14 protein-coding genes are annotated in these 17,778 nt (G+C 72.1%); 3 read left to right on the forward strand and 11 right to left on the reverse strand.

Translation table 11 applies throughout. From position 1 onward, the window contains the following. Positions 1 to 16: 16 nt before the first annotated feature. Complete coding sequence (locus IEY61_RS03130) at positions 17 to 4,528, forward strand: caspase, EACC1-associated type (RefSeq protein ID WP_189040683.1); 4,512 nt, start codon at positions 17 to 19, stop codon at positions 4,526 to 4,528. A 417-nt stretch (positions 4,529 to 4,945) separates the two neighbouring features. Here the strand turns inward: IEY61_RS03130 and eccB are convergent, their stop codons facing one another. After that, on the reverse strand, positions 4,946 to 6,334 hold the full coding sequence (gene eccB / locus IEY61_RS03135; protein WP_189040684.1) for a type VII secretion protein EccB: 1,389 nt from the start codon (positions 6,332 to 6,334) through the stop codon (positions 4,946 to 4,948). A gap of 112 nt (positions 6,335 to 6,446) precedes the next feature. Here eccB and IEY61_RS03140 point away from each other — a divergent pair, with 112 nt between their 5' ends. Next, positions 6,447 to 6,698 (forward strand): hypothetical protein, encoded by a 252-nt coding sequence (locus IEY61_RS03140; RefSeq protein ID WP_189040824.1) that lies wholly within the window; start codon positions 6,447 to 6,449, stop codon positions 6,696 to 6,698. A gap of 44 nt (positions 6,699 to 6,742) precedes the next feature. Here IEY61_RS03140 and IEY61_RS03145 read toward each other — a convergent pair whose 3' ends face one another. Continuing rightward, positions 6,743 to 7,885, reverse strand: coding sequence for a fatty acid desaturase family protein (locus IEY61_RS03145; protein ID WP_189040685.1), 1,143 nt, complete (start codon positions 7,883 to 7,885; stop codon positions 6,743 to 6,745). 16 nt (positions 7,886 to 7,901) lie between these two features. After that, entirely contained in the window at positions 7,902 to 8,993 is a 1,092-nt protein-coding gene (locus IEY61_RS03150) for a ferredoxin reductase (protein WP_189040686.1), read from the reverse strand. Between the two features lie 84 nt (positions 8,994 to 9,077). Here IEY61_RS03150 and IEY61_RS03155 point away from each other — a divergent pair, with 84 nt between their 5' ends. Continuing rightward, positions 9,078 to 10,301, forward strand: coding sequence for a PucR family transcriptional regulator (locus tag IEY61_RS03155; RefSeq protein WP_189040687.1), 1,224 nt, complete (start codon positions 9,078 to 9,080; stop codon positions 10,299 to 10,301). Positions 10,302 to 10,319: 18 nt separating this feature from the next. Here the strand turns inward: IEY61_RS03155 and IEY61_RS03160 are convergent, their stop codons facing one another. From IEY61_RS03160 to IEY61_RS03195, 8 genes are all read right to left on the reverse strand, one after another. Beyond that, entirely contained in the window at positions 10,320 to 11,885 is a 1,566-nt protein-coding gene (locus IEY61_RS03160; RefSeq protein ID WP_189040688.1) for a Na+/H+ antiporter, read from the reverse strand. 74 nt (positions 11,886 to 11,959) lie between these two features. Further along, positions 11,960 to 12,742, reverse strand: a complete 783-nt coding sequence (locus IEY61_RS03165; RefSeq protein ID WP_189040689.1) for an IclR family transcriptional regulator — start codon at positions 12,740 to 12,742, stop codon at positions 11,960 to 11,962. Beyond that, positions 12,739 to 13,119: a 4-carboxymuconolactone decarboxylase gene (gene pcaC / locus IEY61_RS03170; RefSeq protein ID WP_189040690.1), complete on the reverse strand. Its 381-nt coding sequence runs from the start codon at positions 13,117 to 13,119 to the stop codon at positions 12,739 to 12,741. Before pcaC ends, IEY61_RS03165 begins: the two co-directional genes overlap by 4 nt. Beyond that, a complete protein-coding gene (gene pcaD, locus IEY61_RS03175) occupies positions 13,116 to 13,898 on the reverse strand; it encodes a 3-oxoadipate enol-lactonase (protein WP_189040691.1) in 783 nt (260 codons plus the stop codon). Before pcaD ends, pcaC begins: the two co-directional genes overlap by 4 nt. Further along, positions 13,895 to 15,235 carry a 3-carboxy-cis,cis-muconate cycloisomerase gene (gene pcaB / locus IEY61_RS03180; RefSeq protein WP_189040692.1) on the reverse strand — a complete coding sequence of 447 codons (1,341 nt, stop codon included), beginning with the start codon at positions 15,233 to 15,235 and terminating at the stop codon, positions 13,895 to 13,897. The genes pcaD and pcaB overlap by 4 nt, the downstream gene beginning before the upstream one ends. After that, complete coding sequence (gene pcaG, locus IEY61_RS03185) at positions 15,210 to 15,779, reverse strand: protocatechuate 3,4-dioxygenase subunit alpha (RefSeq protein WP_189040693.1); 570 nt, start codon at positions 15,777 to 15,779, stop codon at positions 15,210 to 15,212. The genes pcaB and pcaG overlap by 26 nt, the downstream gene beginning before the upstream one ends. Continuing rightward, positions 15,772 to 16,512, reverse strand: coding sequence for a protocatechuate 3,4-dioxygenase subunit beta (gene pcaH / locus IEY61_RS03190; RefSeq protein WP_189040694.1), 741 nt, complete (start codon positions 16,510 to 16,512; stop codon positions 15,772 to 15,774). The genes pcaG and pcaH overlap by 8 nt, the downstream gene beginning before the upstream one ends. 14 nt (positions 16,513 to 16,526) lie before the next feature. Then, on the reverse strand, positions 16,527 to 17,705 hold the full coding sequence (locus tag IEY61_RS03195) for a thiolase family protein (protein WP_189040695.1): 1,179 nt from the start codon (positions 17,703 to 17,705) through the stop codon (positions 16,527 to 16,529). Between the last annotated feature and the right edge of the window lie 73 nt (positions 17,706 to 17,778).

Here is a 17,778-nt window from a genome sequence, read left to right on the forward strand (position 1 = left end):
CACGCGGGTCCTGATAGTGGCGACCGGTGCCCATGTCGAGGGCTCGGTCCTGCCGGACGTGCCCGCCGCGGCAACCACCGCGCATGACCTGGCCGAGGAGTTGGTCCTGCGCCGCGTGGTCGCGCCCGGGAACGTGCGGACTCTGCTCGACCCGCGCGATCCGGTCGCGTTTGGAGAGGCGGTTACCGCAGTGGCCGAGGAGGCCGACAGCGTGCTGATCGTGTACTACGTGGGCCACGGCCTCGTCGGCCTCGACGGCAGGCTGTACCTGGCCACCGCGATCACTGACCATCTGACGCGGGGTCTGGAATTCAAGGCTTTCCCCTACGCGGTGCTGCGGGCAGGGCTCGCCGCCTCCCGAGCGCGGTCGATCGTCCTCGTTTTGGACTGTTGCTTCTCCGGTCGCGCGGGTCCTGGCTTCGGTGGGGTGGCCGGATTGTTCGACCAGGCGGACGCCCAGGGCGGTTTCGTGCTGGCCTCCGCCGCGCCGGAGGAGCTGGCGCTCGCGCCTGAGGGCGAGCGGCATACCGCGTTCAGCGATAGGTTCCTCCGGTTGCTGCGCGAGGGCGATCCCGGCGGGCCTCCGCTGCTGACCTGGGATCACGCTTTCCGGTATCTGTCGCGGCATCTGCGGGACACTGGTTTCCCGCCGCCGCACCGCCAGTCGCGGGACCGGGCTGGTGAGCTGGTACTTGCGGTCAACGAGGCTTACCAACTGCCCTCAGAACCCAGCCGGCCGGTCGACCCCGAGGACGAGGACCGGGCGTTGGACATCTGTCCGTTCCAGGGCTTGGCCTCGTTCGGCGCGGACGATGCGCGGTATTTTTTCGGCCGTGACCGGCTGGTCACGGAACTGGTTGAGCGATTGTCCGCCCAGCTGGCAGCGGACGGACCGGTGATGGTCGTCGGCCCGTCTGGAGCAGGGAAGTCCTCGCTGCTGCGTGCGGGACTGCGACCGTCCCTGGACCGAGGGCTGCCGGCCGCACCACAGGTGCGGGGCTGGCCGCATCTGCTGTTCAATCCCGGCGAGCACCCGGTACGAGAGCTTGCGAGGGCACTTGGCCACACATTCGGCGGAGACCCGCAGGAAATTCAGACGGCCTTGACCGAAGATCCGCAGTCGATCACCAGCTACCTGCGGCGACCCGGCATGCTGGCGGACGGGCGCCGGCTGGTCCTGGTCATCGACCAGTTCGAGGAGCTGTTCACGCTCTGCGTCGACGAACGACAGCGTGAAGTGTTCGTGGAGGGCCTCGCTGCCGCGTGTACCCGCACTGCCGAGGCTGACGACCCGCCCGCCGTCGTGATCCTCGGGCTGCGCGCCGACTTCTACGGACATTGCGGTCAATACCCTGCATTGGTTGACGCCCTGCGCGAGGCCCAGGTGCTGGTCAGCCCGATGACCACGGGCGAACTGCGGGACGTGATCGAAAAGCCGGCGTACCTCGCCGGTCTGGCCTTGGAGCCGGGACTTGTCGATCTGCTGCTGCGGGACCTGCGGGCCGGCGGGCCCGGCGCCGGCCCGGCGCTGCCGCTGCTGTCGCACGCGCTGCTGTCCACCTGGCAGAAGCGAGTGGGCCGAACGCTGACCATGGCCGGATACGAGGCGGCCGGCGGGATCTGGGATGCGGTTGCCCGCACCGCCGAGGGCACCCACGACCGGCTCGACGAGGACGGCAGGGTGGTCCTGCGCCGGGTTCTGCTGCGCATGGTCCGGCTCGGCGACGACGCTGAGGACAGCCGCCGCAGAGTTCCCCTTACCGAGTTTCACGAGGACGGGCCAGCGGCGCCAACGGTGCTCGATGCGCTGGTACAGGCCAGACTGGTCACCGTTGACAGCGAGACCGCCGAGCTCAGCCATGACGCGCTACTGCGCGCCTGGCCTCGACTGAAGGACTGGATCGAAGCCGACCGCGCCGGCCTGTTGGTCCGCCAGCGCTTGCACGAGGCCGCGGAGGCATGGGAGCGCGACGGCCACGACCCTGACGCGCTCTACCGCGGCGTCCGACTTGACGCGGCCCAGCAGTGGTTCGAGGAGTTCGGTCACGTTCACGGAACGACCGCCGAGGCGCGGGCGTTCCTCGAGGCGAGCATCGCCCAAGCGCACGCCGAGCGGCGCGCCGCGCAACGCCGGACCACCCGGCTGCGGCTACTGGCCGGCACGCTGGGGATCCTCCTGGTGGCGGCCGTCGCCGGGGCCGGCACGGCCATATGGCAGCGCCGAATGGCGGCCCAGCAGCGGGACCTGCTCGCCTCCAAAGCCGCCAGCGTGACCGCCGATCGGCTTCGAGACACAGACCCCAGACTGGCCCTGCAGCTTGCGCTGGCCGCCCGCCGGGTCGCCGACACGCCAGAGGCCCGAACCAGCCTGCACCACGCCGCGTTGGCACCGTACGACATCCACCTCGACGGGCACACTGCAGCGGTGGCCCGGATTGCCTACCACCCGGGCCGGCACCTGCTGGTCAGCACCGCAGACGACCACACCGTCCGACTTTGGGACATCAGCGAGCCGAACCGACCCAGGACAACAGCCGTGCTGCCCACCCCGGCCAAATCGGACGTGGTCCTCAGCCCGGATGGCCGACTGCTGCTGGCAGGGCAGACCGGCACCGCTCAGCAACTGTGGAACGTTGCGGACCCGAACAAACCGGTGGCGCTCGGCTCGCTGGGCATCGGTCCCAGCCACGCCGCGTTCAGCGCGAACGGGCGCACCCTGCTCGCCCTCAACAAGGAGACGCTGACTCTGTGGGATCTCACCGACCCCGGACATCCGGTCGAGTTCAGTACGCTCCCCGTCGGGCTGGCTGACGTCAGGTCCGTGTCGCTCAGCGCGGACGACCGCACCTTCGCCGCAGCGATCGACCCAGGTGACGGCGAGTACGCCGTCCGATTGTGGAACGTGACCGACCCGCGGCGGCCAGTGGCGACGATCACTCTCCCGGACACCCACGCGCTCTCGGTGGCCTTCAGCCCGCGCACTCCGATACTCGCGATCGGTAACACCAGTACTGGGGTGGAGCTTTGGGACACCACCGATCCGACCCGGCCCACCCAGCCACACAAATACAGCATCAACAGAGGTTTCGGGGCGGTGGCGGCCCTGAAGTTCAACCCCGACGGCCACACCCTCGCGGCGGGCGTGTCCGCCGTGACCGGCAACCGCATCGAGCTCCTAGACGTCAGCGATCCAGCGTCTCCGAAATCGACCGCCGAGTACCCCGAGCCCACGCTAATCAACCAGCTAGTGTTCGGCGATGACCCGGAAACCGTCTTCAGCATCGGCGAGGAGAACAGCTTCATCCGGCTCTGGCGGCCCGCCCTCAATACGCTATGGCCGGTGGAGGGCGCTGTCGACGTGCGCGAGTTCACTCACAGCGACAGCCAAATCCTGGTGCTGCCCAAAGACACCGACCACGGGGAGTTCACGTTGTGGCGCGCGAACGGACTCCGACATCCGCAGCAGGTCGGCGTCCTCAGCACCGGAACGAAGGACCCGGTCGTGCGCGCGGTCGATGACCGCCTGCTGGTTGAGTTCAGTTGGAAGGCGCCAGCGCGACTGTGGGACATCACGGACCCGGCACACCCCGTGCCGCGCGCCTCCCTGGGCCGGATCGGGTGGAAAAAGACAACCCCCTTCCACTCCATCGGTAACGACCTGACCATCGCCGGCCACACGATCGCCGTCAACACCGACGACGACCAGATCCACCTGTGGGATGTCGCCAACCCGGCAGCCCCGGTTCCACTATCCACGATCCCGCAGCCTGACGTGGCCGACAGCATCTTCTTCATCCAAGACGGGCGTACCCTTGCCGTCATCGCCGGCGCCGCCGTCGGCCAGGCCAACGGCGATATCCTCTTCTGGGACGTCACCGACCCCCGGCGGCCAACCGGACCCACCTCCTTGGGCACCGACCATATCGCCCAATTGAATGGGTTTGACAGTCGGCTCGCGGCGGTCGGAGACGGCCCCAATCTGAAGCCCGTCCGACTGTGGGACATCAGCGACCCAGCACACCCGGTCGCCGGGACACTCCCGCCGAGCAACGTGCGCGGCCTCGCAATGAGCCCCGACGAGCACACCCTCGCGACGGCAACCAACAACAGCATCGACCTGTGGAACATCGAAGACGTACGAAACCCGGTCCAGACGGGTCACATCACTGTCGACACCCCCGCCAAACTCGCCTTCAGCCCCGACAGTCGGCTGGTGGTCGCCGAGAGCGGTGGGGGTTCCCGTCAGGTCACATTCAGCGAGAGCCAACTACAGCTGTGGGATGTGACTGACCCGGCCCGCGTCACGGAGGTAGCCGCTCCGACAGTGCCGGTCTACCTCTCGTCGGCAGGCTTCAGCCCCGACAGCAACACCCTGTACATCACAGGCAACTACAAGATCCTCCTCCTAGACCCGAACGTCGACAGTCTGACCCGGCGGCTTTGCGAGGCATCCGACGGCCCTCTCTCCCCGGGCCAACGGCGGCAGTACTTCCCCGGCACGCCATACGACCCGCCCTGCCAGCGGTGACCAGTCGCAGACGCGACCAAGCCGCAGGCAGTTGTACCGACGTTGATCGCGGCCACGTCGATCAGCCCGACCGTGTACGGGTGCCAATACGTGTCGCACGTGCTGCAAGTTGGTCCCCAGCCTGCCTGGGCGGCTCCGCGCCCCTGCTGAGCCCGTCCGGCGGGCTGGTCTTCGACGACCCCCGGTCCGTGCCCCCGGCCGTACGCGAAATCGCCGCCGCCAGCATCGCGCAGCTCGACGTCTGCCGGGCCCATGCCGCCGACTGGGTCTACCTGAGCCCACCTGCTGAGAAGCTTTACTCGCTGAAGGGCGTCATGTCACAAAGGCATAATCATGTCTCTGTGACATGACGTCTTTCGATGATGTGTCCCTCGGGCTGTCGGGCGGCGCCTCGACGCCAATGCGGCCAAGCGCGCGTCACGCGGGGGCGGCCGCCTGCCGGGCGATCGCCGGGTCCAGGGTCGCTCCGGCGGGGACCAGGCTGACCACGCCCGCCGGGAGCCGGAGCGGCCGGGCGTCGCCGTAGCCGAGCATGGCCGGCACCCCGGCGTCGGCGAGGACGTGCCGGCGGCCGAGATCGGTGACCACGGAGACCGCCCCGCCGGTCGCGCCGGGCGCGGCCACCGACTCGACCAGCGCGCCCCGCCCCGGCTCCACCAACACGTGGTCGGCCACCACCGCGGCGACCTGCCCGCGAGCGGCGCGTGGGGCGGTGATCAGCTCCGGCAGTTCCACGCCGAGCCGCAGCTCGACCTGCCCGGCCTCGTCGGCGACCCGGGCGCACAACGCCGGCGAGTCCATGGTGGCCAGTCGGGGCGGTGCGCTCGGCGGGGCGTGCGGCCCGGTCGGCGTGAGGTCGTCCAGCTGGGGCAGGGCCGCGAACCGGCCGAGGCTGATCTGGTCCGGCTCGCGCTGGCCGGTCCGGGCCAGCAAGAGCGCCGCCTGTAGCTCGGTGATGCCGGCCAGCCCGTCGCGCAGCACCACCGCGTACTGTCGAGCGCCGCCGGAGTTGCTGACCAGCAGCACGTCGCCGACCCGGGCGTCGGCGACCCGGGCGGACCGCTCGCCGAGGCCGGGCAGGTGCAGCGGCGCCAGGTCCAGGCCGGTGGGCACCGTGTTGAGCAGGGCCGGGGCGACCGGAACGGCCCGGGCCCGGGTGACTGCCAGCGCGGCCAGCACCCGGTCGGTGTCGCGGATCAGGTGACGTCGCTGCTGCCAGAGCAGGTGCAGCCGGCCATCGGGGGCGCGCAGCAGCAGCGCCTCCTCGCCCAATGGCCGGCCATCGGTCCCCTCGGTGCCAATCAGCAGCACCGACCGCGACTGCGGTCGGCCGTCGTCGGTCGTGCCGATCGAGCAGACCGTCCAGCGATCGGTAGCGAGCCGGGCCGCCGCCGGCAGCGAGTCGGGCGCGTCGGCAATGCCCAGCGGCAGGCCACGGGGTACGCCCTCGATCGAGCGGCGCGACACCAGCACGGTCCTGGGCCGCTCCGTTCCGATGATCAACAGCGCGGAGGCGTAGTTGAGGACCGGGTGCAGCCGCTGCTCGCGGTAGACGAACCGGGCACCGGACTCCTTCTCCACGATGACCGCATTGCCGTCGCGCCACTTCACGCCGCCGCCGGCGAACAGCCCGTAGAGGGCGAAACCGCCCAGCCCGATGACCGCCACCAGCATGCTGGCCAGCGCCGCACCGGCGAGCCGGCGAAACGGTGACTGCGCCGGGTCGGTCTCTCGCATCACCAGGGCGGACACCACCCGCTGGATGGTGAACTGGTACGAGTGCAACTGGTCCTGCCGCGACGGCATGCGGCCCCTTCCGGCGAGTACGGTCGGGGCACAGGATATGCGTTGCGTCGATCCCCCGGGAACCGTGCGTCACCGTCCTCCGCCGCAAGCGCGTCCGTCCTGGTCAACCGGCATGACCCGGGCGGAACCGGGTAGCTGCACCGGCAAGCCGTCCGGACCCGCCGGACGGCCCGGTCGGGAGGTGAAGATGCGCGCCCTGCTCTGGACCGTCGGCGTGATCGCCGCAATCCTCGTGCTGCTCGGGCTGCTGCTGGAGGCGGTCCGCTGGCTGGTCATCATCGGGATCATCGCCCTGGCCGCGGTGATCGTGCTGGCCTCTTTCCGAGGCCGCCGATCAGCCCAGAACTACCCCAGCCGCCGCTGACCCGCGCGGGTACGACATCGCCCGGGGCGGAAGGTTCCGGAGCCTCAGGCGGCGACGAGCACCGGGGTCGGCTGGTCGTCGACCGCCGGGGTGGCCGGCTGGCGGCGGTTGGGGAAGGCGAGGCGGATGACCTTCCACCAGGCCGAGAAGACCTGTCGGGGCAGCGAACCGGTGACGTACTTCAGGCCGTAGCGGTCGAATAGCGCCCGTACCTCGGGGGCGATCTCCTGGTAACGGTTGCTGGGCAGGTCGGGGAAGAGGTGGTGCTCGATCTGGAACGACAGGTTGCCGGTCATGATGTGCATCAGCCGGCTGCCGCTGATGTTGGCCGAGCCGAGCATCTGCCGCAGGTACCACTCGCCGCGGGTCTCGCCGTCGATCGAGGTCTTCTCGAAGGTCTCCACGCCCTCCGGGAAGTGCCCGCACATGATCACCGAGTGGCTCCACAGGTTGCGGATCAGGTTCGCGGTGAACGTCGCGGCCATGGTGTGGAAGAACGACGGCCCGGAGAGCAGCGGGTGGATCACGTAGTCCTTGAGGACCTGGCGGCGGATCTTCCGGCCGGCCGCACGGAGCTTGGCTCGGAACTCCGGATGCTTGTGCCGCCCCTCCTTCAGGTTCGTGCCCAGGTCAAGGTCGTACGCGGCGACGCCGTACTCGAAGAAGCAGGCGTTGACGAAGTTGTAGAACGGCTGGCCCAGGTAGGCCGGGTGCCAGGGCTGGTCCTCGTCGACCCGCATGATGCCGTAGCCGAGGTCGTTGTCCTTGCCGACCACGTTGGTGTAGCGGTGGTGCAGCTCGTTGTGCGACTGCTTCCACTGTTCGGCCGGGGTGGCGTGGTCCCACTCCCAGCTGGTCGAGTGGATCTTCGGGTCACGCATCCAGTCCCACTGCCCGTGCAGGACGTTGTGCCCGATCTCCATGTTCTCCAGAATCTTCGCCACCGCGAGACCGGCGGTACCGACGATCCAGGCCGGCGGGAACAGCGAGAACAGCAACACCACCCGGCTACTGATCTCCAGCTTGCGTTGGGTCGAGATGACCTTGCGGATGTACGCGGCGTCCCGCTCGCCCCGGGAGTCGATCACCCGTTGCCGGATGGCGTCGAGTTCCTCACCGAGGGTCTCGATGTCCTCTGCGCTCAGGTGAGCGATCGGGTTGGTGGCCTTCTTCTGGATGACGGTCACGTCGGTGGTTCTCCGATCAGATTTCGAGTTCGCATGGGCCGGCCGCGGCCGACACGCAGGTCTGCACGCGTACGCCGTCGCCCGGCAGGGCGGTGGTCAGTTCCCCGTTGCGTAGATCCCGGACCGCGCCCTGACGCAGTGGCAGCACGCAGCCGAAGCAGATGCCCATCCGGCAGCCCGAGGGCATCAGCACCCCGGCGTTCTCGCCGGCGTCCAGCAGCGGGGTGGCACCGCCGGCGGTGACGGTGACGGACGAGCGGGTGAAGGTGACCGTCCCGCCGTCACCGGCGGTGATGATCGTGGGCCGGAACCGCTCGGTGTGCAGCCGCTGCGCGTACCCCCGCGCCGACCAGTGCGCCTCGGCCGCGTCGAGCAGCCCGACCGGGCCGCACGCCCAGGTCTGGCGGTCCAGATGGTCGGGAACCAGGACGTCGAGTTCGGCCACGTCCAGCAGCCCCTCGACGTTGGTGTGCCGCTCCACCAGCCGGATCGCGCCACGCTCGGCGAGGTGGCGCAGCTCCGCGCCGAAGACGACGTCGGCCGCGGTGGGCGCCGAGTGCACCAGCACCACGTCGCTGCCGGCCAGCACGCCGGAGCGCAGCATCCCGGCGACCGGGGTGATGCCGCTGCCGGCGGTGAGGAACAGCACCCGGGCCGGCGACGGGTCCGGCAGCACGAAGTCACCCTGTGCCTGGTCGAGCTGCACGATCGTGCCCGGTCGCACCCGGCGGACGAGGTGGTTGCTGACCACGCCGTCCTCGATGGCCTTGACCGTCACCGAAATCGGCTCGGGATGCCGACCGGGCCGGGAGGTGACCGAGTAGGCCCGCCACTGGCGTACCCCGTCGACGTCGACCCCGAGCCGCACGTACTGCCCCGGCACGTGCGGTCGCCAGCCGCGTCCGGGCCGGATCAGCAGCGTCGCCGCGTCCGGGGTCTCCGCGCGTACGGCGAGGATCCGGCCCCGCAGATCGGTGCCGGCCCGCAGCGGCGCGACCAGGTCCAGGTAATCCCCGGGCAGCACCGGCGTGGTCACCGTCTCGGCCAGCCGCCACAGGCGACGTCGCAGGGACCCGGATGCGCGCGGCCGCGGGACGGTAGTGGTCATACGACGATGGTCGCCGCGCGCTGGCATAGAATCTTGGCCTGCGAAGGTAAAGCGATCCACCCCTTTTGTGCGGAGAGAACAACCGTGGCGGAATCCTCCGGGACCACCCATCGGGCGGCCCGCCTCGAACTGGACGAGCGGGTCGCCCGCGAGCTGCGCGATCGACTACCGCTGGTAGCCGAGCGAACCGTATCCGCGATCACGGCCGAGGTGCCCAGCTACTCCGGCACCCTGACCGGGCAGATGCGGGACAAGATCGAGAATGCGGTGCAGATCGCCCTGGGCACCTTCCTGCAACTGCTCGAACGCTCCCAGGCCACCGATCCGAGCACGCCGCTGATCCCGGCGTTGGAGGCCGCGTACGCGCTGGGCAGCGGCGAGGCCCGCGCCGGCCGCAGCATGGACGCGCTGCTGGCCGCGTACCGGGTCGGCGCCCGGGTCTCCTGGCGGGAGATGGCCGCCGCCACCGTGGCGATCGGGCTTGCCGCCGCCACCGTCGCCGAGTTCGCCGAGCTGATGTTCGCCTACATCGACGAGCTCTCCGCGGCCAGCGTGGCCGGTCACGCCGACGAGTTGGCCAGCGTCGGCCGGGCCCGGCGGCGCAACCTGGAACGGCTGACCCAGCAGCTGCTCGCCGGCGAGCCGGAGGACGTGCTGCGGCGCAGCGCCGAGCGAGCGGGCTGGCCCGCGCCGCAGACCCTCACCGTCGTCCTGCTGCCCCGGGCCAACCTGCGCGGGGTCCTCGCGTTGCTGGACGAACGCACCCTGGAGAGCAGCGAGGAGTCGTCCGCCCGAGAACCGGGTGAGGAGACGGCGGTGATGCTGGTACCGAACGCCCACGGCGACCGTCGGCAGTTGGCCCGGGTGCTGCACCGACGCCGCGCGGTGCTCGGGCCCGCCCGCCCGTGGACCCGGGCCAGCTCCTCCTACCGGCGGGTCACCCGGGTCGTGGAACTCGGCATCGCCCACCCGGCGGACGGCGAGCCGCTGGACACCGAGCGGCATCTGGCCGAACTGCTGCTCAGCGCCGACCTCGAAGCCCTCGCCGACCTGCGGGCCCGGGTTCTGCAACCCCTCGCCGAACTGCCCGCCGCCACCGCCGAACGACTCACCGAGACGCTGCGCTCCTGGCTGTTGCATCAGGGCCGACGCGACGACGTGGCCGCCGACCTGTTCGTTCACCCGCAGACCGTGCGCTACCGGATGGGCCAGCTCCGGCAGCTGTACGGCGAGCGGCTCAGCGATCCGCGTACGCTGCTCGACCTCACCGTCGCCCTGGCCCTGCCCGCCGCCCCGCCGACGGGGTGAGCACGGTCCGGGCACCGGTCAGTCGGAGCTCGACGGTCCCAGCAGGCGGATCTCCTCGATGTCCAGCCTGGCCTGCAACGCGCGCAGCACCGCCTCGTCGATCTCCCGGGAGTCACGCATCCGGGTGATCTCCTGTCGCTTGTGTTCGAGCGCGGCCAGGCGCAACCGGCGTTCGGTCTCGCGGGCCGCCGCCGAGTCGCCCTCCGGCTCGGCCTGCACGGCGCCGAGGTGGCTCTCGTACTCGGTCTGGAGCCGCCGCACCGCCTCCGGGTCGGCACCGATTCGCTCGGCGATCTCCGGCAACGCGGTGAGCGTGGCCCGGGTGGCGTGCGCCTGCGCCTTCCGGGCCTCGCTGTCGTGCTCCGGGTCGCCGCGGAGACCGGCCCAGGTCATCAGCAGCGGCAGGGTGGCGCCCTGCACGAGCATGGTCAGCAGGATCACCCCCGCGACACAGAAGATGATCAGATCACGCTCCCGCACCGGGCCGCCGTCGGCGTTCAACGGCACGGCGAGCGCCGCCGCGAGCGAGACGGCGCCCCGGAACCCGGCCCAGCCGGCGACCGTACGCACCCGCCAGTTCACCCGCTGGCCGCGCTTGGCCTTGCGCCGGTCCAACCGGGCGACGGCCGCCGTCAGGTGCAGCCAGAGCATCCGCACCGCCACCAGCACGCCGGCCACGACGAGCGCGATGACCATCGCGCGCGCCAACGACACGCTGGAGACCCCGCGGACCGCCCGCGGGATCTGCATCCCGACCAGCACGAAGAGCCCGCCGTTGACGAGGAAGGTGGTGAGGTCCCAGAACGACAGGGCCAGCAGCCGGGACCGGGCGCGGATCACCCGGGGGCTGGCGAAGGCGATCATCAGGCCGGCGACCACCACCGCGAGCACGCCGCTCTCGTGGATGCTGTCGGCCAGGAAGAAGGCGGCGAACGGCGTGATCACGCTGAGCGCGCCCTCGCGCAGCGGATCGTCCAGCCGCCTGCGAATCAGGATCACCACCGTACCGACCAGCACGCCGGCCGCGATGCCGCCGAGGAACGACAGGCCGATCCGCTCGACGAGGTCGAAGGCGTCCGGCACCGCGCCCCCGCTCAGCACGCCGAGCGCGACGGCGAACAGCACCAGGGCGGTGCCGTCGTTGATCAGGCTCTCGGCGCGCAGCGTGGTGAGCAGACGCCGGGGCATCCGCTTGGCCAGCCCGGCCACCGCCGCGGCGTCGGTCGGCGCGAGCGCGGCACCGAGCACCCAGGCCACCGGCGGGTCGACCCCGAGCCGCTGCGCGACCAGTGCCACCGCCACCATCGTGGCGCCGACCAGCCCGACCGCCAGCAGGGCGATGATCACGAAGTTCGCCCGGACCTCCCGCAGGCTGGTGGCGATGCTCTCCCGGTAGAGGATCGCCGGCAGGAACAGCACCAGCACCACCTCGGGGGCGAGCACCACCTCCGCGAACGGCGGCAGCAGCGCCAGCAGCGCGCCGAAGCAGATGAGCAGCACCGGCGGCGCGACCCGGTACCGGCCGCCGATGGTGGTGCCGACCAGCACGGTGACGCCCAGCGCGATGATCAGGAGCTCGCTCACGTCGGCCTCGTTTCCCGCACCCACTCATGGTGGTACGCGGTACGGCACGGCGAGCGCGGTTCGCCGCAGGCGACTCAGCGGCCGGCGCCGGCGCCCAGGTCCTCCTCGATGCGCCGCGCGGCGGCCAGCAGCGGGGGCAGCAGTTCCTTGCGGATCATCTCGAAGGAGCCACGGCTGGCGTGCGCCGAGACGTTGACCGCGGCGATCACGGACCCGTCGTCACCGTGGATCGGTGCGGCCAGCGAGCGCAACCCCTCCTCCAGTTCCTGGTCGACGATGGCGTACCCCTGGGCGGCGATCTTCGTCAGGATGGCGCGCAGCCTGGCCGGGTCGGTGACGGTGCGCCGGGTCAACGGGCGCAGCTGCGCGGCGGCGAGGTAGTCGTCGAGCCAGTCGGCGGGCCGTGCGGCGAGCAGCACCCGGCCCATCGACGTCGCGTACGCGGGGAACCGGGTGCCGACGCTGATCCCCACGGTCATGATCCGCTTGGTGGGTACGCGGGCGACGTAGACCACCTCGTCGCCGTCGAGCACCGACGCCGAGCAGGATTCGTGCACCTGCGCGACCAGCGCCTCCATGTGCGGCTGGGCGACCTCGGGCAGGCTCAGGCTGGACAGGTAGGCGTAGCCGAGGTCGAGGATGCGTGGCCGCAGCGAGAACAGCCGCCCGTCGGTGTGCACGTAACCCAGCTCGACCAGGGTGAGCAGGAAGCGGCGGGCGGCGGCCCGGGTCAGCCCGGTGGCCCGCGCCACCTCGCTGAGGGTGAGCTGGGGCCGTTCGGCGTCGAAGGCGCGGATCACGGCCAGGCCGCGTTCCAGCGACTGGACGAACTCGCCCGATCGCGCCGCCTCGCTCACTCGACCTCCTGCCGCAGGGTCTCCTGGGCCACCTTGAAGGCCCGGTTGGCTGCCGGTACGCCAGCGTAGACGGCCACCTGGAGCAGGACCTCACCGATCTCGGCGGGGGTGAGCCCGTTGCGCCGGGCGGCCCGCACGTGCATCGCCAACTCCTCGTCGTGGTGCAGGGTGGCCAGCACGGCGAGGGTGATGCAGCTGCGGGTGCGCCGGTCCAGGCCCTCGCGGGTCCAGATCTCCCCCCAGGCGTACCGGGTGATGAGGTCCTGGAAGTCGGCGGTGAACTCGTCGGTGCCGGCGACGGCCCGGTCGACGTGCGCGTCGCCGAGCACCTGCCGGCGGACCGTCATCCCGGCGTCGTGTCGCTGCTGGTCGGTCACGGGGTCATCCCGCCTTCCGGGTCGAAGTGGGCGGCCAACAGGCGGGCCACGGCCTCGGGCTGTTCGACGTTGGCCAGGTGCGCGGCGTCGTCCAGCACGACCAGCCGCGCGGACGGGATCCGCCGGGCGATGTCGGCGGCCTGCTCCGGTGGGGTGGCGGGATCGTCGGCGGCGCCGATCACCAGGGTCGGGGCGCGTACCGCCGCCAGGTCGGCGCGCAGGTCCATGCCGGCGATGGCCTCGCAGCAGCCGGCGTACCCGGCCGGCGGGGTGGCGGTCAGCATGGCCCGGTAGGCCGCGACCGTGTCGGGTCGGGCGGCGGCGAAGGCGGGGGTGAACCAGCGTTCGACCACGGTGTCGGCGATGGTGTCCAGCCGCCCGGCGCGGACGGTGGCCGCCCGGGCCCGCCAACCGTCGGCCGGGCCGAGGCAGGCCGAGGTGCACAGCAGGGCGAGCCGGTCGATCCGCTCGGGTGCCTGCGCGGCCAGCCACATGCCGACCATGCCGCCGAGGGAGAGCCCGGCGTAGTGCGCCCGACCGACGTCCAGCTCGTCGAGCAGTTGCAGCACCTTGCGGCCGAGCAGGTCGATCGTGTACGGCCCGGTCGGGGCGCTCGATCCGCCGTGCCCGAGGTGGTCGTAGCGGACGACGCGGAACCGGGTGGCCAGCGTGGCCAGCTGCGGCTGCCACATCGCCCCGGTGGTGCCCAGGGAACTGCCCAGCACCAGCACCGGCGCCTGCGGCGGGCCGTCGACGGTGGCGTGCAGCCGGGCGCTCACCGCGTACCGTCCCGGTGCAGGTCGAGAGCGCGGTCGACCAGGTGGCCGGCGGAGCCGAGCCAGCCGGCCGGGTCCAGCGCCGCGTCGACGTCCGCGACGGACAGGTGGGCCCGCACGTCGGGGTCGGCGAGCAGGGCGGCCCGGAATCCCGGCCCGGTGGCGGCGCGCTTGACCAGGTCGTGGGCGGCGGCCCGGCCCAGCGCCGGCGCCAGCCGGGCGGCGACGGCCTCGGCGAGCAGCAGGCCACCGCCGGCGTCGAGGTTGGCCCGCATCCGATCCGGGTGTACGCGCAGGCCGGTCAGCATCCGGGCGGTGCGGGCGGCGGCCCCACCGGCCAGGTGCAGCAGTTCGAGCAGGGGTTCCCATTCGGCGTGCCAGCCGCCGGTGGCGCGTTCGTGTTCCTGCCCGGCGGCGGCGAACAGGGTGCCGACGAGCCCGGGGGCGCGCCGGGCCGCGGCGGTGACCAGGACGGAGTCGACCGGATTGCGTTTGTGCGGCATGGCCGAGGAGCCGCCGCGCCCCTCCCCGCCCTCACCGACCTCGCCGACCTCGGTCTGAGCGAGCAGGCCGACGTCGAGCGCGACCTTGCCGGTTGCGGCGAGCAGGCCGCCGAGCGCCGCGGCGAGGTCGAGCACCGGCTGGCGGCGGGTGTGCCAGGGCAGCGGGCTCGCCGCCAGGCCCAGGTGGGCGGCGAAGCGTTCGACCACCGCCGGGCCGGCCGGCCCGTACCCGGCGAGGGTGCCCACCGCCCCGCCGAGCTGCGCGGGCAGGGCCTCGCGGACCCGCGCCAACCTGGTCCGTGCCTCGTGCAGCCCGAGCAGCCAACCGGCCGCCTTGAGACCGAAGGTGGTCGGGGCGGCCTGCTGGCCGAGGGTGCGGGCGACCATGAGGGTGTCGCGGTGGATCCGGGCGAGGCCGGCGGCGGCGTCGGCCGCGGCCTCGACGTGGCGCAGCAGCGGGCCGGCGGCCCGCAGGACCACCAGCGCCAGGGCGCTGTCGAGGACGTCCTGGCTGGTGGCCCCGTAATGCACCCAGGGCCGGGCCGGTTCGGCGACCGCGGCGGTCAGCTCCCGCACCAGCGGGACGACCGGGTTGCCGGCGGCGTCGGCCGCGGCGCCGAGCGCCGTCGGGTCGTACCGCTCGGCGTGGCAGTGCCGGGCGATCTCGTCGGCGATCTGCGCGGGCAGCAGACCGACGTCGGTGGCGGCCCGGGCGAGCGCGGCCTCGGTGTCCAGCATCGCCTGCAGCAGGGCACGGTCGTCGAGTTCGGCGTCCACGTCGGCCGCGCCGGACAGGCCGCGCAGCAGCGCCTCAGACCGCGAAGAAGACGGTTTCATGCTCACCCTGCAGGCAGATGTCGAACGTGTACCCGTCCGGCGCCGGACTCGCCAGCAGCGTGTCCCGGCGGGCGGGGTCGACGTCACGGAGCAGCGGGTCGGTGGCGTTGCCCGCCTCGTCCGGGAAGTACACCCGGGTGACCAGGCGGTGCAGCAGGCCACGGGCGAAGACCGACAGGGCCAGGTGCGGTGCCTCGGTCTCCCCCTCCGGGGTGGGCAGTGCCCCCGGCTTGACGGTGAGCAGCGCGTACCGGCCCTGCGCGTCGGTCTCGCAGCGGCCGAAGCCGCGGAAACCGGGCACCGTCGAGGGTCGGGCGCCCCGCGGGTCGTCGGGGTGGTCGAAGCGGCCGTCCGGGTCGGCCTGCCAGCTCTCCACCAGCGCGTCGACCACCGGTTCGCCGGTGCCGTCGACGATCCGGCCGCGGATCCAGCACGCCCCGGGCGTGCCCTCCGGCACCACGTACGGGCCGTCGGGCCAACGCAGGCCGATGTGCAGGTACGGCCCGACGGTCTGGGCGGGCGTGACGCCCAGGCGCTCACTCATCGTCGTCCTCGTCCTCGAAGGGGGTGGCGTCCCGGCCGCGCAGCACGATGTCGAACTCGTAGGCCAGCGCCCACTCGGGCCGGGTGGTGGCGTGGTCGTAGCGGGCGACCATGCGCTGCCGCGCCTGCTCGTCGCGGACCGAGTTGAAGATCGGGTCCTGGAAGAACAGCGGGTCGCCCGGGAAGTACATCTGAGCCACCAGCCGTTGGGTGAAGGCCCGGCCGAACAGCGAGAAGTGGATGTGGGCGGGCCGCCACGCGTTGTCGTGGTTGCGCCACGGGTACGCGCCGGGCTGCACCGTGACGAACTCGTAGCGCCCCTGGGCGTCGGTCATGGCACGCCCGACGCCGGTGAAGTTCGGGTCCAGCGGGGCGGGCCAGTTGTCCAGGGTGTGCCGGTAGCGGCCGGCGGCGTTGGCCTGCCAGATCTCCACCAGGGTGTGCGGCACGGCGCGGCCGTCGCCGTCGAGCACCCGGCCGTGCACGATGATCCGCTGCCCGAGCGGCTCGCCATCGTGCTGGCGGGTCAGGTCGTGGTCGAGTTCGCCGAGCCGTCCCGCGCCGAGCACCGGGCCGGTGATCTCGGTGAGCCGCTGCGGCAGGTAGGTCAGCGGCTGCCGCGGGGCACGGGTCACGGTGGACTTGTAGCCGGGACTGAGCAGCGGCGGGTGGGCGTCGACGTCGTCGCGTCGGTAGCCCGGCAGCACCAGCTTGCCGGTGGTGTCCTGGGTCATGGATTTCGCTCCCGTCAGGCTTCCAGTACGACGGCCAGGCCCTGGCCGACCCCGATGCAGATCGCGGCGAGGCCGCGGCCGCCGCCACGGCGGTGCAGCTGCCAGGCCAGCGATCCGAGTATGCGCGACCCGGAGGAGCCGAGCGGATGCCCGAGGGCGATGGCGCCGCCCTGCGGGTTCACGATCTTCGGATCGAGTTCTGGCCAGTGTGCCAGGCAGGCCAGGGACTGCGCGGCGAAGGCCTCGTTGAGTTCGACGACGTCGAGATCGCCCCAGCCGATGCCGGCGCGGCGCAGCGCCTCCTCGGCGGCGGCCACCGGGCCGATGCCGAACAGATGCGGCTCGATCGCGGTGACCGCCCGGGAGACGATCCGGGCCAGCGGCGCCCGGCCGATCGATTCCGCCGCGGCGGCGTCGGCGAGCAGCAGAACGCTCGCGCCGTCGTTGAGCGGCGAGGAGTTGCCGGCGGTGACCGTGCCGTCGGGCCGGAAGACCGGCTTGAGCCGGCCCAGCGCCTCGATCGTGCTGGTCGGCCGGATGCTCTCGTCCCGCTCGACGTCGGTGTCGGGCACCGGCACCACCTCGTCGGCGTACGCGCCGTCGCGCCAGGCCCGGTCGGCGAGCTGATGGCTGCGCAGCGCGAACTCGTCCTGGGCGTCACGGCCGATCCCGTGCCGCTCGGCGAGGATCTCGGCGCCCTCACCGAGCGGCACCGTCCACTGCTCGGGCATCCGGGGGTTGACCAGGCGCCAGCCCAGCGTGGTCGAGTGCAGCGTCTCGTGCGCCCGGGGGTAGCCCTGCTCTGGCTTGGCGAGCACCCACGGGGCCCGGCTCATCGACTCCACTCCCCCGGCCAGGCAGACCGAGGCGTCGCCGAGGGCGATGGCCCGGGACGCGCCGATCACGGCCTCCAGCCCGGAACCGCAGAGCCGGTTGACGGTGGCGCCGGGCACCGACGGCGGCAGGCCGGCCAGCAGCACGGCCATCCGGGCCACGTCCCGGTTGTCCTCGCCGGCGCCGTTGGCGTCGCCGAGCAGCACGTCGTCGATGCGGGCCGGATCGAGCCCGGGGTTGCGGGCGACGATCTCGCGGACCACGTGCGCGGCGAGGTCGTCGGGGCGTACGCCGGCCAGGCCGCCGCCGTAGCGGCCGATCGGGGTACGCACGGCGTCGAGCACGTACACGTCGCTCATGCCGGCCCTCCGCTGCGCTGCGGGCCGCCATGAGGCACCACCGCACTGAGCTGATGATTCGCTCGCTGCCGCT

Origin of the sequence: Micromonospora sonchi (assembly GCF_014646235.1) — a bacterium.
In the GTDB taxonomy this organism is placed as follows: Bacteria; Actinomycetota; Actinomycetes; order Mycobacteriales; family Micromonosporaceae; genus Micromonospora; species Micromonospora sonchi.